The sequence below is a fragment of the Legionella sp. PATHC035 genome, assembly GCF_026191115.1.
Lineage (GTDB): Bacteria > Pseudomonadota > Gammaproteobacteria > Legionellales > Legionellaceae > Legionella.
This window is the reverse complement of the sequence record NZ_JAPHOT010000001.1, coordinates 3620401-3644700: the sequence shown is the minus strand read 5'-3', so window position 1 is coordinate 3644700 and position 24300 is coordinate 3620401. Positions and strand designations below refer to the sequence as shown.

Sequence of the window (24300 nt, the reverse complement as noted above, 5' to 3'; positions counted from 1 at the left end):
TCCTTAATTATGGGCCTTCTGGCCACAAGTACCTGTGTCTGTTGACAATTCTACTCTTCTTCAGCCTGGCGAATTGGAAACAGACTCAATTTAAGTTTAAACCAGACACAATTTTTATAATTTGCTTTGCCACAACTTCAGGGTGTTCCATGGGAAATAAATGGGTCCCATTAGTTTTATAACTTGTTACATTAAAATACTTTTTCATGTAACGCACATCCATTTTACCAACCACTGTAGTTTTGTCACCATAAATTAGTGCTGATGGAATTAATAATTTACCTTCATAATTTGGAATGACATGTGGAATGGTTCGATAAATCTGATATTCAATATGTCTATCAAAGCGTAAATAATATCCATCCTCTTTGTACTCTAAGCCGTAGGTTATGTAATCATTTAAGCAGGCATCGGTAAAGGTTTTAAATAGGTCTCGTGTTTTTAAATAGTCAATCAATTGATCCTGATCTTTCCAGTACATACGGCGGCCTCGAGTTCTAAATGCAGGCGTAACTCGATCAATGATGCCAAGTGCTTTTGCCAAACGAACCATACTTGACTTGAAAGTACCAATTAAAGGTGAGTCCAACATAATGACCGCTTTAAATAATTCGGGTTGTTCAATTGCTGCCAATAAGCTTAGAACGCCTCCCAAAGAATGCCCAACTGCAATTACAGGTTGATTGGCCTGCTTTTTAATACTGGAGATAACTTCCGAAACGAGATTGTGCCAATTTTCGCTCACAGGAAATAAGGGATTGTGGCCAAGTCTGTCGATGTAACAATAATCGAATTCATTCTGGAGTCCCTCCAGCATTTGTTTATAGCATAAAGCTGGGAAACCATTACCATGCGCAAAATGAATCATCTCTTTCATAAACTCACCATCTGCATTGCTACCAGTAGAAATCCCTATAAATAATCTAGAATCCCCAACCGAAGTGTGTTGACAATCCACCTTGCGGCTACGTTGATCCAGCTTGCCCGCAGCTTTAAGTGGATGGGCAAATTAAAACCACCCCACTCCTAACCCATTGATAAATCTTACAAAATAATCATATAACGATTTATATAGCAAGTAAAAACGAGTTTGCCATGTTTAGACTTATGCTCAATGAAGCGCTACGGTTCAACTTGAAAAATATTTTCTACAACATAAAATTCATAAGCTTTATCTTAGTATAGTAGTTGAAACAATCTTATATCGCATACACTTGGCTGTTTTTGCAGAGACTTACTGGCAGATTTTGCAAGACAGAATTCAACTTCCCAGTAATTAAACCGCCGTCGTCCGGGCAACGCTATTTAAACCCTTTATTCAAGAGGCCATCAGGGATAGAAAGATTTGAGAAGAGATTTATTCTGACAGATATCTTTTTAGAAGAGTACCTGTCAGATTAACGTTGCTATTAGGATAAAGAGAGGGCGGAAACATTATTATCGGGATCATCATGGGGGTTATGTGGTATTGGGTTTTGGTTATTATTTAATATTCTAGCTCTCAACTCAGCTTTAAATTCTTCTTTCAAAGGATGAATAACCATACTTCCTTCTTGGTCTATAAACTGTGCAATTTCTTGTGCTCTTGCACCAGGGCTATATTTAATCATCATACTCACTTCCCTTTGATCAAGATAAGCCTCATCCAATGTGTCCTTACGCCCTGTTAAAAGAGAATGCACTTTCGATTGATCACGAATAGCTTGATCTTGAGCTTTTGAAAAAAATCCTATTTTGTTATTTATTTGACAATAAATCTTCATTTTTATCCTCACTGAATAATTTTTAAACTATTATAATAACACACCTGCACTTTATTGAAAAGCAGAGCGGGTCTAGTATTGATCAGTTTGATTTCATTTTAATTAATTATTGATCCGAGCATCACAATAATTGAATGCTGCAGAACAATGGACTCTTGAGGCAGTATTGGTTAAATCATTTTAAATCTGTACAAATATATATCGCAATTAACGATTCCTTAATAATTGACATGTAAAATTAATAAACAGCAGTGAATTAAAATGAACAATATTGGTTACTGCCAGTGTCGATTTTTATTAATTTTACTCATTTAAATCACGATTTAGTAAAAAACAAATATTGTTGTACGCGGAGACAAAATAATGGGTTTTTCTGAAATTTTTAAAGAAAATTTAAGGAAAGAACAACGATTAAAGGGATTTGACAAGCCATCCTTTTATGAGGTTTTGGAGCTGCTTGATAAAAATAAAAAAATATGTGAAGAGAAAGGATATTTGCCAGACTCAAAAGAAGCCCTCGATTTAATGAAATTTAACATTTTCATTAAAGAGATGGCCCAATTGAAGTCTATATCTCGTTTCGAAATGTGGAATGTTACTGTCACCCCTCCCAACTCTCAAAAGGGAGAAACTAATTTCTCATATCAATTTTGTTCTGCTCCACCGGATTGTACGAGAATATTTTTTTCATATGACGTCAAGGGTGAGCCTCAACTTAAAATTGCTGACCCTTGTGTTGTGTTAAATCCCGATCTAGATAGCGTTCATGCATTTTATGGTGACAAGGAGAATACTCTTGTCAAGCAAAAACATATTACTCTGGGTTCGACTATAAAATCACTCGATGAAATGCATATCCAGCGCGTTGGTTTATTAGGATTTGCACGTAATTTCCCAGATCATTTGGAAGAAACAGAAGTAACAGAGAAAGGACCTGAAGAGAGAAAAACCAAGCTGATGTATCAACAACGAGCCTCTTATGCGGCTCGAGCTATTGACGGCGTTATCGAGGAACTTGAAAACCAAAAATTAGCCTTTACTACTGTAAATGGAGGTTGGTCTGGACAAAAACAAAAACCAAGAGAAGTCGGTATGACTTACATGGGTCATTTATATGGATTAATTCATGATCATGATACCCATTCTGGTGGTGGATTTTTCCCTCCCATCACCGTGATGCCGGAAGGAGGCAGTACCGACGCAGTCACCATGCATTCCCGTACTAAACATTTTCTTCTCAGCGAGAGCGATCCAGTCAAAACGGAAGAATGTCATGGCTCGCGGACACAATTTATTGTCGAAAATGTAGACTGGGGGCAAGACTCTCCCTATTTAGCCAGCATGTGTACTTCGATGGTTGTCATTGAACCTGCCGGACGTTGGACACAAATTGAAATGTTAAATGGCTTAGAGAGAGGAATCCCAGTAGTCATTATTGCTTCGCCTGAAAATTATGACGAAAAATGGTTGCCTGATAATAACGTTGATAAATTGTATGAAGGATTAACGAAGGGAGAAAAATATATAAACATTCCATTTCCAACAAGTCAAGATCCTAAAGCAGTAGTAAGAGCGTATCGTGATCCTGCTGATGCTGCTAAATGGATTGCTTGGCGCTATGAGGTGGATCATTTTCATGATAAAGAAATCAGTGATTTTTTAAAAAATGAGACAAAGCAGAAAGCTATGTTAAATAATTTTAAAAAATTAGATAAAGCGGCCTCTCTTGATGATGTTGTCAATTTTCTTCTTGAAGGAACAGAGGCGAGTCAAAAAGTCACTAAGAGTTTACGCCAACGTATTGAGGGGATGGAAATTGAAGCAGCTATAAAAAGTATCAAATCCTTGCAGTCGCCTGATATGGAAGTAGGAAGCACAAAAAAATCTGTTTTCACCAGCGGTGTCCCATTTTTTAGGTGCGGAACCCAGGCTCACCTTCTCTCAGAAGAGCCGAATATCAAAGAGGTGGAAGTAGCGCACACATGGAAAAATCCGTTGAGCACTACTCAATAGTGAGCAAAAAGCTCCCTGATTCATACTCTGAGTCAGGGGGCTTTTATTTAATTTAATCTAATTTGCATCTCATTTAGAAATGTTTCAAAGAACTTTTTAGAATTTATAAATTTGCAAGACGTCTACTTTCTGCACGCAGGGCATGAAGAGCAAAACTGTAATAAGCAATAAGTAATGCAAATAATATAAATCCTGAACCCTGAAAAATTGAATTGAGTGTGAGCATAATAAGCAGCAGTAATAACATAGGAGTTCCGGCAACGATTAAGAGTCGGGTTGATTGCAAAAAGCTCACATTAAAAGAGAAGAATATGGTTGAAAAAACTTGTCCTAAAAATGCTAACACCAAGAAAAAAACAATAAAAATTGAGAAAAATATTGCGACAACCATAGGATAGATCATTAATTGAGAAAAATATTTTAATTCTTTAATCGAGTTTTCTTCTGCAAGTTTTTTACCATCAAATACCAGGTTCGTCCCCTTATCAAAGGTTTGCACTAAAGGAGCGCCTTTACTGGGTTTTGAATCCGTCATATTGAACAATTTAAGACTTGGCACTTTAAGAGAAATTTTGTTTTTATTAATCAAAATCGTAAGGTAAGGATAATCTGCGGGAAAATCGTTAATTTTACCGGAAGTATCAATAACAACAACTACTTGCCCTTGATCATTCTTGATTAAATAAGGCATGGGCTTATCAAAAGAAACCTCTCCATTTTGTATATAAAAAACTGGAATTTTTGATAAAGGATCTGTGATTTGCTCTTTAAAAGATTGATTCAGACTGAAGCTCATTCTTAATGAAAACGGAATGGAGCATAAGGCTATGGTCAATAAGAGATAAAGAAGAGCGAGTCCCCGCCAACGTTTTCCAACATCAATATACAGACGTCGTGCATAGAAAGACATATACAATGCAGACCAATAGCCATAGACCGGGGTATCAATTGGTTTTAGTTTGTTTTTTTCTTTACGCACGCCATTCTCCAATACGTTTTCCAGAAGTACGATGAAAAAGATGTAATTTAATTTTAGGAAACTCAACACTGAGTTGTCCACTCGTTAGTAGTTGATCCGCTGTCACACGCAAATTAAGTCGTTGACCATTTTTGACACATTTTGCATGAATCAATTTGTCAGCCCCCATATCATCTATAAATTCAATATGGATGGGGATCCCTCGTGGATTATTTTCAGGACAAAGCAAAATATGCTCGGCACGAATGGCCAAAACCAACTCCACTTTATCCTCAAGGTCAACAGCCAACTCAGGTAGTGGGTAATTCACTCCCAAGTCCGTGTGCACGGTGTTACTGCTTTTATCGAAGATTCCAGAAACCAGGTTCATAGGATATTGTCCTGTAAATCCGGCCACGAATAAGGTTGCCGGATTTTGATAGAGCTCTTGAGGAGTACCTATTTGTTCAACAATACCTTGATGAAGTACGATAACACGTTCAGCCATAGTCATTGCCTCAGTTTGATCGTGTGTGACATATAAACTGGTCGTGTTTAATTGTTGATGCAAGCGGCGTATTTCATGGCGCATTTCTGTGCGCAATTTTGCATCCAGATTGGATAAAGGCTCATCAAATAAAAAAACTGCCGGAGAACGAACCATAGCTCTGCCCATAGCAACTCGCTGCTTTTGTCCTCCTGAAAGGGCTTGAGGTTTGCGTTCCAAGTAAGGGGTTAAATGCAACAGTTGGGCTGCATCATCTACCCTTTTTTTAATTTCTGCTTTCTTATAACGTCTCATTTTTAACCCATAAGCCATATTTTCAAATACCGTCATATGGGGATATAGAGCATAGTTTTGAAAAACCATAGCCATGTCTCTTTTGGCTGCGGGAATTTCATTGACGCAATGGTTATTAATCAAAATTGAACCGGAACTTACATTATCCAAACCAGCAATTAAACGTAATAAAGTGGTTTTTCCGCATCCAGAGGGCCCAACAATAACCACAAACTCCCCTTTTTTGATGCTAACATTTACTTTATCGAGAACTGTTGTACCCCCAACATTCTTTGATACTTCAATGAGATTAACTGTTGCCATACTTATTTTAACCCTTTTTCAAACCAGCGCTGCATGAACATAACCACCATACAAGGTGGAATTAGAGCAATCAATGCAACAGTCATTATGTAATGCCATTGTGGGACTTGATCTGCTACTCCAGCTAAATATCGAATACCCATCACCACTGTAGCCATTTTTGTTTCTGTAGTAATCACTAATGGCCAGAGATACTGATTCCAACCATATACAAATAAAATAACAAACAAAGAGGCAATTTGCGTTTTTGATAATGGCAAAACGATATCAAAAAAGAAGCGCACAGCCCCTGCTCCATCTAGTTTTGCCGCATCAACCAATTCGGAGGGAATCGTTTTAAAAAACTGCCGAAATAAGAAAGTTCCTGTAGCGGACACAAATAAAGGTAGAGTCAATCCAGTAAATGAATTGAGTAGTCCAAAAGAAGCTACAACCTGAAAGGTAGGCACAATCCTGACTTCTATAGGCAACATCATCGTCGTGAAAATCATGGCAAAACATAATTTTTTAAATGGAAAATCAAAATAAACCAAGGCAAACGCCGAACCTAATGCAAAAATAATCTTACCTATTGCAATGGCCAACGCCATAAAAAAACTGTTCAACAACATGGAAGTAATAGGCTCACCACCAGTAACTGCTAATCCGTCCGTCATTACTGCCTTCAAATTTTTAAATAATAAAGTACCAGGAACCATAGGAATGTGAGATTGCATCATAACACTGCCTTCATTACTGGCAGCCACTAGTGCCAAATAAACCGGCAACATCATCAAAATAACAAAAAAACATAAAAATCCATGTGATAAGATACGAGCGAAATATGATTTCATGCGTAATGGACCTTTTTTTCGAGGTATTTAAATTGCACTAGAGAAACAATAATCACAATAATCATTAAGAGTACCGATTGTGCGGATGAACTTCCCAAATCCATTCCTTCAAATCCATCTTGATATACCTTATAAATCAAATTAGTTGTACTATTGCCGGGACCGCCATGGGTCATTACTTGAATAATGCCAAAAGTATCAAAAAACCCATACATCAAGTTCATAATCATCAAGAAAAAAGTAGTTGGCGATAAAAGTGGAACAATGATTTGCCAAAAACGTTGCCACCCAGAAGCCCCATCGATAATTGCCGCATCAATTAATGATGATGGAATTGCTTTAAGTGCTGCAAGATAAAATAGAAAATTATAGCTGAATTGCTGCCAGGTTGCGGTAAAGATCACCACAGCGAATGCTTGGTTTACATTATTTACATAATCAAAATTAATTCCAAGCGACTGCAAAAAATGCGTCAGCCATCCTAACGTTGGATGACATAAAAAACGCCATAAAATTGCTGCTACTGCTGGAGCAACTGCATAAGGCCAAATTAATAAAGATTTATAGACCCCTTGCGTCCGGCCTCTATTATTCACTAATATGGCCATAAGGAGACCCAAACTCATGGTCAAAAACGTGACGCTAAAAGCGATAATGAAGGTAACTCCAATTGCTTTGCTGTAGCTTGGATCAAAAAAAAGATCCAAAAAATTGGAAAATCCTGCAAATTTTTTATGTAGGCCAAAGGCATCTGTATAAAAAAAAGATTGTAATAAGGCGTTACATGCGGGCCAAATAAAAAACATCAGTGTAACAATGAGCTGAGGAACGATAAAAAGCCAAGCATAAAGACGTTGATGATTAAATTTAGCCATTGCCCAACATGAAAGAGGGTCTGTATAAGCATTATATAGCTCTGGTTTTTTAAGTAAAGTGGTAAACAGTGGCTTGCGTGATATGTAGCCTGCTGCAACGTAAGGTATCTGAGATTTTGCCGTCATCTCGGGTGCTACGAGGGATCTCCTGGTGTAATCTTGTGTTACAGCATGGAGATTCTTCGTTGATGACTGCTCTGCTTTGCTTCACCCAGGCTGATTAATAATTTAATTTAAGGAAAAAATTTTGCGCTACGTACACATAGAAAACCCAGGCCCTCACAATCGATTGGTTATCGAAAAAGGCCCAATCCCTGAATACAGCGACTCACAAATTCTAGTGCGTGTCAAAGCAACTGCTGTAAATCGAGCAGACATCATGCAACGTTATGGTAAATACCCTCCACCTGCCGGAGAGTCTGATATTCTGGGTTTGGAAGTTGCTGGAGAAGTAATTGAAGTGGGGGCAAAGGTTACCCAATTTAAACCAGGTGATACAGTTTATGGATTGGTTGGTAGTGGCGCTTATGCTGAGTTATGCCCTGTCGAAGCCTCATTAGCTCAACACATCCCGGAAACTTGGGATTATGCACTTGCTGCAGCGCTTCCTGAGGCATTGATGACTGTGTATGCTACTTTATTTGATTTAGGGATGTTGGAATCAGGTCAAACGTTGCTTATTCATGGAGCAGGAAGTGGTATCGCCTCATTAGCAATTCAAATGGCAAAATTGATTGGTGCACACGTCATTACGACTGTAGGAACTGATAACAAATTGGATAGGGCAATGAAACTTGGTGCGGATCAAGTCTTCAATTATCAAAAACAGGATTTCGAGGATTTAATTGAAGATCACAGCGTTGATTTGATTGTTGATTTTATAGGCGGCGATTATTTTAATAAACACTTACACTTGCTAAAGCCTAAAGGTAAACTTATTCAGATCGCCTGCCTTAAGGGAAGTAGCGTTGAATGCAACCTTGCACTGATTATGCGAAAAAGATTACAAATTATTGGCTTTGTTCTCCGTTCTCAATCCATCGCGGAAAAAAGTAAATTATGGACTCAGGTTCATAAAGCATGGGCAAACCATCTGAGAACAAAAAAACTAACTCCTATCATTGATTCAGAATTTAAACTGGAACAAATTGAAGAGGCACACCAACACATGCAATCTGGAGTGCATTTTGGAAAAATTGTTGTTCATGTAGATTGATTGCAATCGCTTTAAGTCATGCATAAATCCCAACCTTCTACGTGAAGCTATGCGTCCCTGCGCGAGCTCACGGAGAGTGAAATCTACTCAGATGCAATCCTCTTGGCATCCAACCGAAGAGAACGATTTAATAGTTGTTCATAGATAGGTCCATTCGGAGTAAGTTGCAGTACAATCGTTGCGGTAATGCAAGCCATCATCACAGGGAAAATTAAATAATAATTGTGAGTCATTTCTACCACCAACACTGCTCCTGTTATTGGAGAACGCGTAGATGACGCAAAAAGAGCAGCCATTCCTGCAACAGCAAACATGCCAGGTTGGGTTAAAAAATCAATATGTAACCATTCTAAAATATGGAATATCGCTAAACCTAGAATCGTACCTAAAGAAAGGATAGGAGCAAAAATTCCTCCAGGAACAGATGTTCCATAGCACACCATAGTTCCTACAAATCGGGCCACTAAAAGAAAACACAAAAAACCAAACCCAGGGGACAAAGTTAATGCTTGGTGAATAATATTCATCCCCCCACCCACTGACTCAGGATGATATACTGCTAAGAAGCCAACCAAAAATCCTACCGTCAGGACGTAATATGATTTTTGTCTTGAACTCAATTTATCCAAGAGTTTTAGGGTACCGATTAAGGAGAGATTAAATAAAAGCCCTACAAACCCTACCACAATGCCAAACAAAGCAAATAACCATAGTGAATCAAGATGAGGAAATTCAAAGACATTCATTGGAATCGTTGGCTGGGGCCCAATGATCAAATCAAGAATGACCGTAGCGGTAATGCAGCAGATCACTACCATACTGAAGCTGGTAAAAGAATAGTTGAATTGGTTACGCATCTCTTCCATAACAAAAATAACGCCCGCTAAAGGAGCATTAAAAGCTACAGCTAAACCTGCAGCAGCGCCCGCAGCAATCAAACTATCCTTTCTTCGTCGAGATAAATTAAATAAGCTGCCCAGCATTTCTCCTAAACTACCACCTATATGAATCGTAGGTCCCTCACGCCCCAAGATCATCTTTGCTGAAAGTACCAAAATTCCAAAAAAGAACTTGACAGGTAATAACCGCCGCCAAAGTATGGTTTTTAAATGAAGCAAGGTACCCTCAATCTCTGGAACACCGCTTCCTGATGCTTGAGGAGCATACCGCTTTACAGCAAAATAGGCAGCATAAACCAGAACCATCGATACCAATCCCGAAATAAAACCAGCAGGCCATCCATGGACACTAAGAAAATGAAAAAAGTTATCGAATAAATTACTGAGCACATCGATTGACAATCGAAATGTTGAACCAACAAGACCTACGACAATACCTAGGACAAAAGATACCGCATAGAGTATCAATATCTTACTGCGCATGGTCTTAAACCATCCCCATTAAATTAGTGATAATTTTTAATCCAGCCTGATTAACTAGTGACAATATGGTTTCAGGATGAAATTGAACAGCGTGAATGGGTAATCGTTGATGTGAAATAGCCATCACCACCCCATCATCGCTCATCGCGGTGATCTTCAATTCTTTGGGCACTGCATTCAAACGCGCATACAGTGAATGATACCTTCCTGCTTTGAAACTATCTCCCAAGCTTGAAAACAACTCCGGTTCGCCAACTACATTTATGATTGATGGCTTACCGTGCATCGGATATTCCAGAACATCCAAAACACCACCAAAGTACTCAACAATTCCTTGTAAACCCAAGCATACTCCGAATATTGGAATCCCCTTAGAAATAGCCATATCAATTGTTTGAGATAGATTAAAATCACCTGGTTTACCTGGTCCTGGAGATAAAACCACAAGATCATATTTTTGATTCTGCAGATAGTGCAACGCCTTATCAAAACGAATTGTACTGACTTCTGCTCCCGTTTGACGGAGATAATTTGCTAAAGTATGTACAAAGGAATCCTGATGATCGATAAGTAAAACGTGTTTTCCTTTTCCAGTTAAAGGCAAATGGGTTATCTTGGCATCAACATTCGATTCACGCTTTTGTAACATATCTAAAAAAGCAGATGCTTTTAAGCGCGTCTCCTGCTCTTCTGATTCGGGTACTGAATCATAAAGCAAGGTAGCACCCACACGAATTTCGGCAACTCCTTTTTCAATACGCACGGTCCTCAAAACCAACCCCGTATTTAAATTGCCATTAAAGCCAAACCAACCTACAGCACCGGCATACCACTTGCGGGGTGATTTTTCATGCTCTTCAATAAAATTAAGAGCCCAAATTTTAGGAGCACCAGTTACAGTAACAACCCACATATGAGTTAAAAAAGCGTCAACGGCATCAAAGTTTTCCCTTAAAATACCTTCAACATGATCTACGGTATGAATCACTCGCGAATACATTTCAATTTGTCTGCGACCGATTACTTTAACAGAACCTGCTTCACAAATACGTGATTTATCGTTTCTATCTACATCGGTACACATAGTTAATTCAGATTCTTCTTTTTTTGATTCGAGTAAAATCTGAATGTTTTCTGCATCCTCTATAGCATCACCACCTCGTTTAATGGTTCCGGAAATTGGACACGTCTCTACCCTTTTTCCCTGAACTCTGACGTACATCTCTGGAGATGCGCCAACCAGATATTCGTCATCACCCAAATTAATAAAAAAACCATATGGCGAAGGGTTCAAACGGCGCATTTGTTTGAATAGAAAAGAAGGTTGATCCTCATAATGGGTATAAAATGTTTGGCTTGGTACTACTTCAAACAAATCACCACAAGCAAAACGCTCCTTGGCTTGAGCGACAACCTGTGCATACTCGCCAGGCAAATGATCACATGCCTTGTCAGGTTTATTCGGTGATTGGTATGTTACAGAAACCCCTTCTCTCGCCAAAGACTTTGTAGACTGACCTTGAAATTGAAAATCATAGCGTCGAATAAAGGCTTCTTCTTTACGATGGTTCACTACATAAATTTCATCGGGCAAATAAAGCACCATATCCCTTTGCGAAAGCGCTCTTTTTTTATGTTTCTGTAACTCTTCAAATTGAAAAATCAAATCGAAACCAAAAGCACCATATAATCCCAAATAAGGTTCATCTTCGACTTTAAAAAAAGCCAGAATGAGCCGAATCACAGTAAATACGGAAGGTTGCTGACTTCGCTCCTCCTCGCTGAATACTTCTTCGGAATTTTTAATTTTAATTTGCAGCAAAGTATGACTTTGTGCCAGAATTTCTAAACTTTTTTCATGTTCCAATAATGGGATAATAAAGGTTAACAGCACCTTACCGCGTTGGTTCAGTGCATCAATTTGAATTAAATTCTGCCTGCAAATAAAAGCCAACGGTGGATTATAAAAACCGATATCCCAACAGGTATAACGTCCGGGGTATTCAAAACTTGACGCAAATAAGGCGCCTCTTTGTGAATCTAAATGTTCAAGCAGATTATCTATACCTTGCTGATAATCCAGTGGCGTCTGAAAACACTCTAACTCTACACCCCCTTGGGTTTTATAATGCTGCAACATGAATGACTAACTCAATAGAAAAATTATGGTGTGCCCTCATTCTACTTTAAAAATAAGCTTCTGCAAGAAGCTCGTGGCCTGGATGATATGCAGCCATCATCCTTCCCTACCCCCCGAGTGGAGAAGGTGCCCGCCAGGGCGGATGAGGGTAACCCTCACCCTCGACGATACCCTGCCCCATTTCTAGGGTTCCTTTTGCATAATCTCTTCAAGCGAACAATTCTGATCAATAGCCGCCTGAACCCACAAACCCACCTGATGATGAGCGTCTCTAAAAGGGATTCCTTTCAATACTAAAGATTCTAATATAGCTGTCGCATTGAGATAACCACCATTGGCTTTTTGTGCCATTAATTTTGTATTGAATTGAACGCTATGCAGAAAAGGGGTGATGATTTCCAAACAAGCCCCCAATGTATTGACTGTATCAAACAAGCACTCTTTATCTTCTTGCATGTCCTTGTTATACGCCAGCGGCAAACCCTTCATCACAGTTAGAATTCCCATTAAATGTCCGAACACTCGGCCACTTTTGCCTCTAATTAACTCCAAAACATCTGGATTTTTCTTATTAGGCATTAAAGAGGAACCCGTAGCAAAAGCATCATCCAGGGTTATAAAACCAAATTCTTGAGTCGCCCAAAGAATTAAATCTTCAGCAAGACGTGATAAATGCATCATCATAATTGAGGCAACAGAACAAAATTCAATGATAAAGTCACGATCGCTCACTGCATCCAGCGTATTCTCAATCACCCCGCTGAAACCCAAATTTTGTGCCACCCAGATGCGGTCCAAAGGTAAAGTACTTCCTGCTAAAGCACCGGCGCCTAAAGGAGAAAAATTCATTCGCGTATGCCAATCACTCAATCGCTCTAGGTCTCGTTGAAACATTGCCCGGTACGCAGCAAAAAACTGTCCCAAGGAAATGGGTTGAGCTTGTTGTAAATGGGTATAACCTGGAATTTTATCATTGGCATGGGTACTCGCCAATTCATCCAAAGCCTGATTTAAATGGTGCAAAAGAGTATTAATATGCAACCCGGCATCACGAGAATAAAGCCTTAAATCCAGAGCAACCTGATCATTACGACTGCGACCTGTGTGAAGTTTTTTACCAACATCACCAATTTTAGCAATGAGCAACTGTTCCACAAACATATGAATGTCTTCACAGGACTCATCAAATTGATGAATCCCTTGTTCTATTTCTTGACTTATTTCATCAAGTCCACGGCAGATCAAATCGGCCTCATTGTCCGAAATAAGTCCTTGACGTGCTAACATTTTTGCATGTGCTTGACTGCCGACAATATCATGGAGATAAAGCACCTTATCGAAAGCCAAAGAAGCATTAAAATGCATTACTTTAGGATCGAGCTCCTTCTTGAATCGCCCCCCCCAAGTTTTATGGGCCATCATTGACCTCCTTTATGTACTTTGCCATAAACTTGTGCCGACAAAGAAAATAAATTAATAAATCCTTCAGCATCCTGTTGATTATAAACACCATCTTCTTCGAATGTCGCTAAAGCAGGATCATGTAAACTAAATGGTGAATACATTCCGTAAGGAATTATGTTCCCCTTAAATAACTGCACACTTACAGTTCCCGTCATATGTTGTTGCGTGACATCAATCAAGGCATCCAAGGCATGCTTGGCCTGAGAAAACCATCGTCCTTCATAAACAAGATTGGCATATGTTTGTTGTAAAGACTGTTTTAAATGCAAAGTGGATCGGTCAAGGCATAAACTTTCGAGCATTTGATGTGCCTTGTACAGAACTGCGGCAGCAGGTGCTTCATATATTCCTCTGATCTTCATGCCCACTAATCGATTTTCAACAAGATCAGCCACTCCAATTCCATGAGAACCAGCAATTTGGTTTAATTGTCTAAGCAATTCGACTGAGGGCATTTTTGTAGCATTCAATGCAACAGGAACCCCTTTTTCAAACTCAATACTCACTAACTCTGGATTATCAGGTGTTTGTTCCAATGAGGCTGTCATTAATAATAAATCATCGGGTCTAGGTTGTCCCGGATCTTCCAATACACCTCCCTCATGGGAAATATACCAAAGATTATGATCGCGTGAATAAGGTGATTTTGGGGTAACGGGTACTTCTATCCCATGTAATTTGGCATACTCAATTGCCTGTTGTCTTGACTTAATCTGCCATGTTCTCCATGGAGCAATAATCTTAAGTTCTGGAGCCAATGCTTTGACCGTATATTCAAAGCGAACCTGATCATTACCTTTTCCAGTTGCTCCATGAGCAACAGCTTCTGCATTTTCTTCCATTGCAATTTCAACCATTTTTTTTGCAATCAATGGCCGCGAAATGGTCCCTAAAATATATTGATTTTCATAAAGCGCTCCAGCCTTGACTAATCGCCACAGATAATCGCTAACAAATTCATCTTGAACATTCATTACATAGGCTTTTGAGGCGCCGCTTTTTATCGCTTTTTCCTTAATCGCGGTCAAGTCTTCATTTTGGCCTAAATCACACACCATAGCGATGATTTCAGCCTGTTGATAATGTTCTTTTAGCCATGGAATCATTACGGACGTATCCAATCCCCCGGAATAAGCAAGGACAATTTTTTTAATCGATTCATTCATGGATTTACTCCTGGTAGTATTGTTTTAAATGCAAAATAGGTTCAGCCAATTCTTTAGGGACCACATCCGCGACGATTTGGCCGCCTTTCAGAACAATCAATCGATCGGACATTTTGCTGAGAAAATCGAGATCGTGAGAAGCAATGACCATCGTAACGCCTAAGGACTTCACTGAATTCAATAAGTTAATCACTTCATCAATCGTCGCCAGATCAAGTCCCGAAGTCGGTTCATCACAAAGCAATAAACTGGGGTTCATCATTAAGCTTCGAGCCAAAGCAACGCGTTGCTTTTGTCCTCCAGACAACTGATGTGGGTAAGCAGCTGCTTTATCACTTATCCCCAAACTCTGCAGCAAAGAATGTGCTTGCACTTCATGATTTAATGTTTTGTCTTGTAAGCGAGGAGCATAAACCAGGTTCTGCATCACGGTCATATGAGGAAAAAGCTGAAAATCCTGAAACATAAAACCACTTTGTCCCTCTACCGTGATCGTACCAGAGTCCAGCGTTTCTAATTGTTGTATGCAACGTAGCAATGTGGATTTACCGCTCCCTGATGGTCCTGCCAAACCAAGTACAGTATGAGCCTTTAATTCTAAATTAATGCTATTTAATACGGGTAGACAACCAAAATATTTAGATGCTTGGTCAATGACTAACATAAAGCCCCCTTTCTTCAATTTTTTTACCCATGAATTCAATCAAGAGAACCATACCGTAGTAGAAGCAACCAGCAATACATAAAGGAACAAAGTAGGTAAATTGTTCTGCGGCAACTGATTGAGCCCTACGCATCAAGTCCATTCCACCTATAGTCGCAATGAGTGCGGTTTCTTTCAGTAGCGCAATCATTTCATTAATAAATGCAGGAAATATATTTTTCACTACCTGGGGTAGAACAATATCTTTCCATAAATAAAAATTAGGTATTTGTAAGGTTTTTGCTGCTTCAAACTGACCTTTGGGCAAATGTTCTATTCCTGATCGGAGAATTTCGGCAATGTATGCTGAACTGTTTAAACCAAATGTTAAAAGCCCGGCGATCAGAATATTCGCTTTGATACCGATTAATGCCGGAACTGCAAAATAAACAAAACTAAGCTGTAAAATAACTGGGGTCCCTCTCATCACCGAAATAAATCCATTGATTAGTGGTTTCATGATTCCTTGGTATCGCAATAAAGCAAGTACGGTTCCTAATAGAGTCCCTATGAGTAAACCACCGATTAACAAGATTAAGGTAACTAGAGTTCCCTCACCAATATAGAGAATGTTTTGTGTTAACTCTTCCATTGTGTGTTCTCCAGCCATTTTTTCTTGAGTGCACTCAGCTCACCCGATTGTTCGATTTCATGTAAAACCTGATTTATTTTTTGCGTCAATTCGGAATTCTTTTTTAAAGCCAAGCCGTAGCCATCATCTGATTGAGCAATCACAGCATAAGACAGCCCAGGATTTTTCTGACTAAATACCGCACCTTGTACGCCATCCAATAGAACTAAGTCAGCATGGCCTGCTTTTAAGGCTGCAATGGTTTGATTGTTATTATCCATCACCAACAGATTGGCATTGGGAACATTCTGCTTCAACCAAATTTCCATGGTACTACCCAATTGAACTGCTATTTTTTTGTCAGCTAATTGTTGTACGTTTTTAATTGGTTTGTTTTCAGAGAAGACAGCCGCCATACTCTCGAAATAATAAGGCGCACTAAAATCAAAATTCTTTTTTCGCTGCTCTGTAATCGTAATTGTAGAAATGGCTGCATCAACTTGGCCAGAGCTTAGTGCTGGCAAAATGCTGCTGAATTGCATGCTATCAAAAAATGCTTCCTTACCTAATTTTTTTGCAATCAAACGAGCAAGATCAATATCAAAACCTTTGATTTCCCCATGATCATTATATTCAAATGGTGGATATTCTGCAGCCACCGCAAAATGAATATACTCAATGCTCTCCTTAGGAATTCTCGCGTAACAAAAGGAAACAAGCAAAGCAAACCCTATTAAAATGACAAAAAACAAATGTTTCATTTGAATATAAATCCAGTATTTATGCGTTTTTCAAATGTAACAATCTTGACTTGCCCTGTCAAGATATTTTGAATATAATTTCATTTAAATGATTCCATATTCATTATTCATCAATTAAGCGGAGAATTGAATGAGCCAAGACGCTGCCCTTGATGGGCATATATTAAATATTGTGCAAACTGAACAAATTGCCGAGCAAATTGATTTGCAAAAAAGCTTAAAAGCACGAGGTTATTCGATTCCTCAGGCAACCTTATCACGAAGGCTTAAAAAATTAAAAATTGCAAAAATAGGTGGGACTTACCAAGTAGTTGACTTCAATCTACCTAACCTGCCTTTAGTCTTGAATATGCAAGTGTCCGATTATGGTCTCATAGTACTCCATACTCACCCTGGAAATGCAAACAGTTTGGCCTTTTTTATTGATCGAAAATTCGTATCTTTTTCACCTCAAGCCATTCAGGATTCAGGAATATTAGGAACGATTGCTGGTGACGATACCGTGCTTCTTATCCTAAAAAGTAAAGAACAATTAAATCGAGTCATTCAGCTGCTTCATGATGAGTTTCCTTACCTGAAAAAGTAAAAATCCAGAATACTAATCTAGGCTCAACTTTATAAAGTGGTTTTTTCATTCCCTAAATCCCGGGTAAGGCTTCGCCAAACCCAGGATAGATGATAATCGCGACCTTACATTATTGTTTTATCCTGTCATTCCCAGTGCAACGAGCGATCTCCAGGCGAATGCACTTTTTTCAATGAGCTCTCCTGCACTATTCTTGAGATTAAAAAATTACAGCATTAATTCGATTAATATTTTTTCAATTTGTGTATTAATGATAAGTTATTGTATTTATTATTTTTCTCATTTTTGTTAATAAATCCTTAATAAATAAGTAATTTTTCCTTAAGAAATAAATTCTATAGTTATCTCATGAATCAATTATGGGTTGATAACTTACTATGAAATACAAATCAGAAAAATTTCCGACTGCTAAAACAAGTACAAATCCAAAGGCAAGCTCCAATGCAAGAATTTTGAAATTAACCAGCGAATTTTATGCAATGAGAGAAAAAGAGTGGAATGATTATCATGAAACCCTTTTTCAGCAAATAAACAAAGAGTGCTACATTGGGAGCAAATATGATCAAAGTAAACTAGCAAAACTTATTGAAGATGTTTATGACAATCTTAGCAAAAATGCTCAAGATAAGATGTTTAAGCTCTTAGAAAAGAGGCAAAAATTAGATGATTTATCTTTTGTTACTGAGGTTAGAAATATTATCGCAGGGGACAAATTTAGATTTTCTTCATTAGCAAGCACACTCCCAGATTTTTTAAAAATAATAGACACAGATGAAAAGTTGGAATCATTTTTAACGAATCCACAAAAATACATTAACGATAATAACGGAAAGCTTTCTATTTTTGAATTGCAGGTACTTGAAGTCACAATAAATAATCCCGCATTCAGCCAGTTAGCTTCAATTAATCGTGTTCATGACCCAAAGTCATTTGTCTATACACCGTTAACAGCTCAGTTATATCAATTAAACCTCTCGCAATATGGTTCAATGGACGCCGGTGCATTTGAAGATTTAATTCCGCCTTCAGCAAGAGAGTCTGTTCTGGCGAAAGCAAAACAACCCCCTAAAAAACTCATTATGGGACTGGGAGGAGCCCAAGCCACTTATAAACGATCTGCAATTGCCGAAACAGCTGAAAAAGTAAGAGAATCAGGGTTGGGAGCTTGTCATTCATTCGCTCTGCTCGCTGCTGATCATTTATTAAAAAAAATGGATACTGGCGAATTACCTCAGATGGACATTAAAATGGTAAGTCATAAAAGAGGTAGATACTCCCATACTTATCTTCTTCTTAATCATAACTCCCAGGATCTGACCAATCTATCTCAATCGATCATTGTCGATCCATGGGCGGTTGTTATGGGACATACTAAGGAAGGTTATGGTGCATTTCTGACGAGTAATTACCCATTTCCCCAGATGACATCCCAATTGGTTACTTGCTATGACTCTCAGGAACCAGAGGTAGAAGAACTCCAATCTGAAGAAACAGCAATTTCGAGTCAGTCTTTTCGGGAGCATTTGGCAAAAGTATCTGTTGTTTCCAGTGGTAGTTTCTTTTCTCAACAACTTGATAGTAAACAACAAATCGCGGTCAACTTTTTGGAAGATTTGAAAACCTACATAAACAAGACATCTAGACATAGTTTAAAGCTCCAGTTACTTGATGTATTAAACAGACAGGTAAGAGCAGGTGATATCACCCCTGAAGTAGCGCTCAAGGTAGCCGCTCAAGCAGTTGTAGCGCGATCCATTGAAAAAACTGGAAACAATAATTACAAGTGGAATATTAATTCATCCAGTATAAATGATGAGACATTATCCGCTTTATTACCTGCATTTGAGAAATCTAAACCCTATTGGAACAGATATCTTAGCAGACATGAGGCTATTCCTAGTAATGAGAAAATCAGCAAAATGGACGTAAGCCATTTGCAAAAAGTAGTTGATCTTTTGCCTCAAAAAGAGGAAGATACATTTTCTGCAGATAGTCAAAATAAGAAGCAAGTTACGCCTTAAATAAGGCTGACCCGTGATAAAATGCCAGGAGAATTTTTCTTATGGGTGAATCCCGTTTCGAGGTCGATTTACGAAAACTCACCAGTCTTCCTAAGGAAGTCTTATTTCTAGTTCTCGATAACCTCCCAATAACGGAAATAATAAAACTAAAAAAAGTGTCAAAAGCGATTAACAACTTGGCCTCAGATTATTTATTTGAGGAATTAAAAATTAAAGAAGTGCATTGCGGCCAAGATTTCACTCTGATTCTTTTAAACCACGGACGAGTTTTAGCTGTAGGAAGTAATTTACGAGGACAACTTGGACTCGGTCAAGATATAAAACAAGTTTCTGAGTTAACCGAAGTCACCGCGCTTAAAGAGCGGGTGTCTCATATTGCAACTGGATTTACCCATGCAATTTTTTTAGGTGAATCAGGTAAGGTCTATGGCCTGGGAAGAAATGAAGAAAAGCAGATTGCCCCTGATTCTGATGATCTGAGCATTTACGTACCTACCCCTTTAGAAATACAAGCAACAGCAAAAAATGTTTTTGCTCAAGATCATACAAGCGCTTTAATTTTCACAGGCGATTCTCCCGATAAGGCGTTTAAAATTATGGGTAACCCATTAAATGCTTATCCATTCAAACATACTATAGTTTTTTTATCCGATTGGCTTCCCACTCCCTCTTCTGACATAGAAGTTGCTGATATTGCTGTGAATAATCAACAGCGATGCGCAGTTTTGTTAACTACGAATGGTGAAGTCTATGTATACGGGAATAATGAATCGGGATTGTTAGGATTAAATCCAGAAAACCCATTTATCAATACTTGGACTAAATTGCCAGATGTTGCGGCAAAACAAATTAAGACCACAGCTTTAGGATGTTTTATATTGACTCATGATAATTTATTGCTTGCAAGTGGTTCAAATACCAAAGGGCAATTGGGTCCAATTGACGAATTTAAAGGATTCATGAAAATCGCTTCTAATGTGAAATATTTTGATGCAGCAGATCATCACACTGTTTATGTAGACAGCCAAAATAAATTGTTTCTTTTTGGTGCCATGAAAATCAATGATCAAGAGTTAAGAACGGTTGAAAAGGGAATTTGTCCTATCCAGGGCTCTTCTAAGCCTTCTACCGAGAAGGTTAGAGCATTGCTGAATCATTTTTTTAAAAAAGAACCTGATTATCCAAAACCGTCACAAGATCAGAGTAATAATGATTTTTCACCCTGAATAGTGTGTAAAGAAAATTTCTATTACGCGTGTTATCGTTACAATAGAATATCGCTACTAATATAACACTTTATGTTTTTAAGTTATTACATCCTCGTTATAATGAGCTTTGTTGAAAACTATCGTATGGGAAACTGCCATTCTCTCTCATTTAAGAATGGAATCCCCCCTTCGCGGGAGTGGCAAAAATGGAGTTTGGGAATTAACGCCCCCTTTCAAACTATTTTTTCAACACAATCCCTGTAATGAGGTATTAACTCTGTGAGGTACTATATTTTATGACTATCTCGGCAAAAGAATTAGACAAAATTTCCCAGCTCGCTTATCTGGATACGGACATAGAGCATTCCCCTAAACTCATCGAAGACATTAATGCAATCATGAATTTTGTCGACCAACTCCGTTCTATTGATACTCAAAAAGTGGAACCTCTTTTTCATCCTCTTGCATTAAATCAGCGATTAAGATCGGATGTGGTCACCGAAGACAACTGTCTTTCCGAGTTAGAAACCATTGCGCCACGATTTGAACACGATCTTTATTTAGTCCCTCAAGTTATTGACCAGAGTAAGTAATCATGGAACATTTATCTTTAAAACAGCTATGTCAAGCATTACAACAGAGGAAACTCTCTAGTGTTGAATTAACTGAGCACTACCTTACACAAATTAAAAAGCATAAATACTTAAATGCATTTATCAGTTTGGATGAAGAACACGCCATCCTTGAAGCTCAAAAAGCGGATCAAGAATTAAAAAAGGGTCAGGGTAAAATGCTTACAGGCATACCTATGGCATTAAAAGATTTATTTTGTACCCTGCGCATGCCAACGACCTGTGCTTCAAAAATGCTTGCTCATTTTCAATCCCCTTATCAAGCAACTTTAGTCAGTAAGTTGCTCGCTCAAGGTTCCATTTTGATTGGTAAAACGAATATGGACGAATTTGCCATGGGCTCGTCCAATGAAAACAGTTACTTTGGTGCTGTAAAAAATCCCTGGGACAAGGAACGTGTCCCAGGGGGGTCCTCAGGAGGTTCAGCAGCAGCTGTAGCTGCTGGCTTAGTCCCTTTCGCTATAGGTTCTGATACGGGAGGTTCCATACGACAACCCGCTGCCTTATGTGGAATCAGTGGGATTAAACCCACTTATGGTCTTATTTCTCGCTACGGTATGATTGCTTACGCCTCCAGCTTGGATCAGGCGGGTCCTTTAGCGCGAAGTGCGGAAGACTTAGCATTGGTTCTTCAAGCAATGGCTGGATTTGATCCTAAGGACTCTACCTCAGTTGATTCAGCAGTTCCTGATTATTGTGCTGATCTTAATAAACCCCTGTCTAAACTAAAAATAGGTTTACCATCTTGCTTTTTTCAGCCACAAGTAGACCAAGCAATACAACAGGCGATTCTTGATGCCGTGAAGGTTTTTGAAAGTGCAGGAGCCGAAATTGTTTCCTTAAATTTGGAGCTTCAACCTTTATGGGTACCGTGTTACTACGTAGTAGCTTGTGCTGAAGCCTCCTCTAATTTATCACGTTATGATGGGTTACGATTTGGCCATTGCAGTGACAATGCATCAACATTAACTGAGCTTATCCGCAATACGCGGAGTGAAGGTTTTGGCATAGAAGTAAAACGTCGGATTCTAACTGGAACACATGTCCTTTCATCGGGGTATTTTGACGCATACTACCTGCAAGCCCAAAAAATTCGTCGTCTTATTCAGGAAGAGCTTGTCACAACCCTCAAATCGGTTGATGTAATTCTCGGACCAACAACCCCAACATCAGCCTTTAAACTTGGTGAAAAAATTGCAGATCCCGTTCAAAATTACCTTGCTGACGTGTTTACCGTAGCAGCTAATCTTGCAGGACTCCCCGCAATTTCCATCCCCTCAGGCTTTGTTCAGGGACTCCCTATAGGTATGCAGCTCATGGGAAAACATTTTGGTGAAAGCCAATTACTCCAAATTGCTCATCATTATCAACAAAATACCAACTGGCATTTAGCCAGTCCAAACCAATAAAGGTGAACTATGGAATGGGATACAGTCATTGGCCTTGAAGTACATATTCAGCTCAAAACAAAATCGAAACTTTTTTCAGGTGCATCTACCGCTTTTGGTTCAGCCCCTAATTCTCAAACCTGCTTTATCGATGCAGGATTTCCTGGAGTTTTGCCCGTATTGAACCAGGAAGCCGTTATTATGGCAATCCAGTTTGGCTTAGCCATTCAAGCAGACATTAACGATCAATCTGTTTTTGAGCGCAAAAATTATTTTTATCCCGATTTACCCAAAGGCTATCAAATCAGTCAATTTCAAAAACCCATAGTCAGCAATGGTAAATTGGCAATTACGCTGAATGACGGCCGTGTAAAAGAGGTTTTGATTGTCCGTGCCCATCTAGAAGAGGACGCGGGTAAATCATTACATGGGGTACATTCTGGTTATAGCGGTATTGATCTGAATCGAGCGGGAACTCCTTTATTAGAGATAGTAACTGCCCCCTGCTTGTTTTCAAGCCATGAGGCCGTGAGTTATCTTAAAAAACTGCATCAGCTGGTCCAGTTTTTAGGTGTCTGCGATGGTAATATGCAAGAAGGGAATTTCCGATGCGATGTGAATCTATCCTTAAAACCCAAAGGGAGTTCTGTCTTAGGAACGCGAACTGAATTGAAGAATTTGAATTCATTTCGCTTCATTGAAAAAGCGATTGCTTATGAACAATCACGACATCAAGATATATTGGAAAGTGGACAACAAATCATTCAAGAAACTCGTCTCTATAATCCAGATACTCATTCGACGCATGCAATGCGCAGTAAAGAAAATGAGAATGATTACCGATATTTTCCTGATCCTGATTTACTGCCGATACAAATTACCCGTTTTCTTATTGCTGAGGTTAAGAATAATTTACCGGACTTACCTGATAAAATTCACAGTGAGTTAAAAAATACGCCGTCGCTCAATGAAGAAGACATTAATTTTATTCTTTCTTCGCCCAGCGCGTACCAATTTTTTAAATCAATTAAAAACCAATCCCAGGCTCCGGAGAAAATGATTATTAATTGGTTAAAAGGTCAATACGCTGCCGCTTTAAATGAAGAGAATTTAACTTTTGATACACCACGTATCTCAGCAAAGCTTATGGCAAATCTTCTTGATAGACTACATGGTGGTACTATTTCTTTAAACAATGCCCGAGCCATTTTTACTTTGCTCTGGGCTGGAGAAGAAGATATTGAAGCGATTATCGCACGCGAAGGTTATCAACAAGTAGATGATACAGCTGCTTGGGAAAAAATGATTATTCAATTAATTCAACAGCATCCTGAACAAGCCGCAGATTACAGAGCAGGAAAAGACAAACTATTGGCTTTCTTCGTAGGACAAATCATGAAGCAAACGAAAGGTAAGGCAAATCCTGAGCAAATCAACATCCTCCTAAAAAAACATTTAGGGGGAAGTCAGTAATCCTAGATAAAATGATAAACCTATCGTGCCAGGATTAACCCA

21 protein-coding genes are annotated in these 24300 nt (G+C 38.7%); 8 read left to right on the top strand and 13 right to left on the bottom strand.

Translation table 11 applies throughout. The features are described from left to right. Positions 1–85: 85 nt before the first annotated feature. Together OQJ13_RS15810 and OQJ13_RS15805 are read right to left on the bottom strand one after the other, a co-directional pair. Positions 86–877 (bottom strand): alpha/beta fold hydrolase, encoded by a 792-nt coding sequence (locus tag OQJ13_RS15810; RefSeq protein WP_265711811.1) that lies wholly within the window; start codon positions 875–877, stop codon positions 86–88. A gap of 532 nt (positions 878–1409) precedes the next feature. After that, a complete protein-coding gene (locus tag OQJ13_RS15805) occupies positions 1410–1763 on the bottom strand; it encodes a hypothetical protein (RefSeq protein ID WP_265711810.1) in 354 nt (117 codons plus the stop codon). 363 nt (positions 1764–2126) lie between these two features. On the opposite strand from OQJ13_RS15805, the gene OQJ13_RS15800 reads away from it, so the two are divergent. Further along, positions 2127–3776 carry a hypothetical protein gene (locus OQJ13_RS15800; RefSeq protein ID WP_265711809.1) on the top strand — a complete coding sequence of 550 codons (1650 nt, stop codon included), beginning with the start codon at positions 2127–2129 and terminating at the stop codon, positions 3774–3776. 103 nt (positions 3777–3879) lie between these two features. On the opposite strand, the gene OQJ13_RS15795 is transcribed toward OQJ13_RS15800, so the two are convergent. The 4 genes from OQJ13_RS15795 to OQJ13_RS15780 are packed head-to-tail and all read right to left on the bottom strand — an operon-like array spanning position 3880 to position 7547. Then, positions 3880–4755: a DUF1189 family protein gene (locus OQJ13_RS15795; protein ID WP_265711808.1), complete on the bottom strand. Its 876-nt coding sequence runs from the start codon at positions 4753–4755 to the stop codon at positions 3880–3882. Then, complete coding sequence (locus OQJ13_RS15790) at positions 4748–5839, bottom strand: ABC transporter ATP-binding protein (protein WP_265711806.1); 1092 nt, start codon at positions 5837–5839, stop codon at positions 4748–4750. Before OQJ13_RS15790 ends, OQJ13_RS15795 begins: the two co-directional genes overlap by 8 nt. Positions 5840–5841: 2 nt before the next feature. Next, entirely contained in the window at positions 5842–6672 is an 831-nt protein-coding gene (ugpE, locus tag OQJ13_RS15785; protein WP_265711804.1) for a sn-glycerol-3-phosphate ABC transporter permease UgpE, read from the bottom strand. Beyond that, the gene (locus tag OQJ13_RS15780; protein WP_322783764.1) at positions 6669–7547 is read right to left on the bottom strand and encodes a carbohydrate ABC transporter permease; all 879 of its coding nucleotides are present in this window, start codon (positions 7545–7547) and stop codon (positions 6669–6671) included. The genes ugpE and OQJ13_RS15780 overlap by 4 nt, the downstream gene beginning before the upstream one ends. Positions 7548–7794: 247 nt before the next feature. On the opposite strand from OQJ13_RS15780, the gene OQJ13_RS15775 reads away from it, so the two are divergent. Next, positions 7795–8763, top strand: a complete 969-nt coding sequence (locus tag OQJ13_RS15775; RefSeq protein WP_265711801.1) for an NAD(P)H-quinone oxidoreductase — start codon at positions 7795–7797, stop codon at positions 8761–8763. An 83-nt stretch (positions 8764–8846) separates the two neighbouring features. Here OQJ13_RS15775 and clcA read toward each other — a convergent pair whose 3' ends face one another. From clcA to OQJ13_RS15740, 7 genes are all read right to left on the bottom strand, one after another. Further along, entirely contained in the window at positions 8847–10145 is a 1299-nt protein-coding gene (gene clcA / locus OQJ13_RS15770; RefSeq protein ID WP_265711800.1) for a H(+)/Cl(-) exchange transporter ClcA, read from the bottom strand. A 4-nt stretch (positions 10146–10149) separates the two neighbouring features. Next, a complete protein-coding gene (locus OQJ13_RS15765) occupies positions 10150–12285 on the bottom strand; it encodes an anthranilate synthase component I (protein WP_265711799.1) in 2136 nt (711 codons plus the stop codon). A 183-nt stretch (positions 12286–12468) separates the two neighbouring features. Next, the gene (gene argH, locus OQJ13_RS15760; protein ID WP_265711961.1) at positions 12469–13704 is read right to left on the bottom strand and encodes an argininosuccinate lyase; all 1236 of its coding nucleotides are present in this window, start codon (positions 13702–13704) and stop codon (positions 12469–12471) included. Then, positions 13704–14915, bottom strand: coding sequence for an argininosuccinate synthase (locus OQJ13_RS15755; protein WP_265711798.1), 1212 nt, complete (start codon positions 14913–14915; stop codon positions 13704–13706). The genes argH and OQJ13_RS15755 overlap by 1 nt, the downstream gene beginning before the upstream one ends. A gap of 4 nt (positions 14916–14919) precedes the next feature. Next, positions 14920–15579 (bottom strand): amino acid ABC transporter ATP-binding protein, encoded by a 660-nt coding sequence (locus OQJ13_RS15750; protein ID WP_265711797.1) that lies wholly within the window; start codon positions 15577–15579, stop codon positions 14920–14922. Next, complete coding sequence (locus tag OQJ13_RS15745; RefSeq protein ID WP_265711795.1) at positions 15566–16210, bottom strand: amino acid ABC transporter permease; 645 nt, start codon at positions 16208–16210, stop codon at positions 15566–15568. Before OQJ13_RS15745 ends, OQJ13_RS15750 begins: the two co-directional genes overlap by 14 nt. Beyond that, positions 16198–16950, bottom strand: a complete 753-nt coding sequence (locus OQJ13_RS15740; RefSeq protein WP_265711794.1) for a substrate-binding periplasmic protein — start codon at positions 16948–16950, stop codon at positions 16198–16200. The genes OQJ13_RS15745 and OQJ13_RS15740 overlap by 13 nt, the downstream gene beginning before the upstream one ends. A 130-nt stretch (positions 16951–17080) precedes the next feature. On the opposite strand from OQJ13_RS15740, the gene OQJ13_RS15735 reads away from it, so the two are divergent. The 6 genes from OQJ13_RS15735 (at position 17081) to gatB (ending at position 24258) form a co-directional block, all read left to right on the top strand. Then, positions 17081–17536 (top strand): ArgR family transcriptional regulator, encoded by a 456-nt coding sequence (locus OQJ13_RS15735; RefSeq protein ID WP_265711793.1) that lies wholly within the window; start codon positions 17081–17083, stop codon positions 17534–17536. Positions 17537–17913: 377 nt separating this feature from the next. Then, positions 17914–19557, top strand: coding sequence for a hypothetical protein (locus OQJ13_RS15730; RefSeq protein WP_265711792.1), 1644 nt, complete (start codon positions 17914–17916; stop codon positions 19555–19557). Between the two features lie 41 nt (positions 19558–19598). After that, complete coding sequence (locus OQJ13_RS15725) at positions 19599–20783, top strand: F-box protein (RefSeq protein WP_265711791.1); 1185 nt, start codon at positions 19599–19601, stop codon at positions 20781–20783. Between the two features lie 278 nt (positions 20784–21061). Then, positions 21062–21358 carry an Asp-tRNA(Asn)/Glu-tRNA(Gln) amidotransferase subunit GatC gene (gene gatC / locus OQJ13_RS15720; RefSeq protein ID WP_265711790.1) on the top strand — a complete coding sequence of 99 codons (297 nt, stop codon included), beginning with the start codon at positions 21062–21064 and terminating at the stop codon, positions 21356–21358. Between the two features lie 2 nt (positions 21359–21360). Next, entirely contained in the window at positions 21361–22806 is a 1446-nt protein-coding gene (gene gatA, locus OQJ13_RS15715) for an Asp-tRNA(Asn)/Glu-tRNA(Gln) amidotransferase subunit GatA (protein WP_265711788.1), read from the top strand. 9 nt (positions 22807–22815) lie between these two features. Continuing rightward, a complete protein-coding gene (gatB, locus tag OQJ13_RS15710) occupies positions 22816–24258 on the top strand; it encodes an Asp-tRNA(Asn)/Glu-tRNA(Gln) amidotransferase subunit GatB (RefSeq protein WP_265711787.1) in 1443 nt (480 codons plus the stop codon). Positions 24259–24300 lie beyond the last annotated feature (42 nt).

What these genes read in the sequence shown, in the direction of transcription:
- OQJ13_RS15730 (WP_265711792.1), top strand. Translation starts at nt 17,914, where the DNA reads ATGAAATACAAATCAGAAAAATTTCCGACTGCTAAAACAAGTACAAAT.
- OQJ13_RS15810 (WP_265711811.1), bottom strand. Translation starts at nt 877, where the DNA reads ATGAAAGAGATGATTCATTTTGCGCATGGTAATGGTTTCCCAGCTTTA.
- ugpE (WP_265711804.1), bottom strand. Translation starts at nt 6,672, where the DNA reads ATGAAATCATATTTCGCTCGTATCTTATCACATGGATTTTTATGTTTT.
- OQJ13_RS15740 (WP_265711794.1), bottom strand. Translation starts at nt 16,950, where the DNA reads ATGAAACATTTGTTTTTTGTCATTTTAATAGGGTTTGCTTTGCTTGTT.
- argH (WP_265711961.1), bottom strand. Translation starts at nt 13,704, where the DNA reads ATGGCCCATAAAACTTGGGGGGGGCGATTCAAGAAGGAGCTCGATCCT.
- clcA (WP_265711800.1), bottom strand. Translation starts at nt 10,145, where the DNA reads ATGCGCAGTAAGATATTGATACTCTATGCGGTATCTTTTGTCCTAGGT.
- OQJ13_RS15800 (WP_265711809.1), top strand. Translation starts at nt 2,127, where the DNA reads ATGGGTTTTTCTGAAATTTTTAAAGAAAATTTAAGGAAAGAACAACGA.
- OQJ13_RS15780 (WP_322783764.1), bottom strand. Translation starts at nt 7,547, where the DNA reads ATGGCTAAATTTAATCATCAACGTCTTTATGCTTGGCTTTTTATCGTT.
- gatB (WP_265711787.1), top strand. Translation starts at nt 22,816, where the DNA reads ATGGAATGGGATACAGTCATTGGCCTTGAAGTACATATTCAGCTCAAA.
- OQJ13_RS15750 (WP_265711797.1), bottom strand. Translation starts at nt 15,579, where the DNA reads ATGTTAGTCATTGACCAAGCATCTAAATATTTTGGTTGTCTACCCGTA.
- gatA (WP_265711788.1), top strand. Translation starts at nt 21,361, where the DNA reads ATGGAACATTTATCTTTAAAACAGCTATGTCAAGCATTACAACAGAGG.
- OQJ13_RS15790 (WP_265711806.1), bottom strand. Translation starts at nt 5,839, where the DNA reads ATGGCAACAGTTAATCTCATTGAAGTATCAAAGAATGTTGGGGGTACA.
- OQJ13_RS15765 (WP_265711799.1), bottom strand. Translation starts at nt 12,285, where the DNA reads ATGTTGCAGCATTATAAAACCCAAGGGGGTGTAGAGTTAGAGTGTTTT.
- OQJ13_RS15745 (WP_265711795.1), bottom strand. Translation starts at nt 16,210, where the DNA reads ATGGAAGAGTTAACACAAAACATTCTCTATATTGGTGAGGGAACTCTA.
- OQJ13_RS15805 (WP_265711810.1), bottom strand. Translation starts at nt 1,763, where the DNA reads ATGAAGATTTATTGTCAAATAAATAACAAAATAGGATTTTTTTCAAAA.
- gatC (WP_265711790.1), top strand. Translation starts at nt 21,062, where the DNA reads ATGACTATCTCGGCAAAAGAATTAGACAAAATTTCCCAGCTCGCTTAT.
- OQJ13_RS15735 (WP_265711793.1), top strand. Translation starts at nt 17,081, where the DNA reads ATGAGCCAAGACGCTGCCCTTGATGGGCATATATTAAATATTGTGCAA.
- OQJ13_RS15755 (WP_265711798.1), bottom strand. Translation starts at nt 14,915, where the DNA reads ATGAATGAATCGATTAAAAAAATTGTCCTTGCTTATTCCGGGGGATTG.
- OQJ13_RS15725 (WP_265711791.1), top strand. Translation starts at nt 19,599, where the DNA reads ATGGGTGAATCCCGTTTCGAGGTCGATTTACGAAAACTCACCAGTCTT.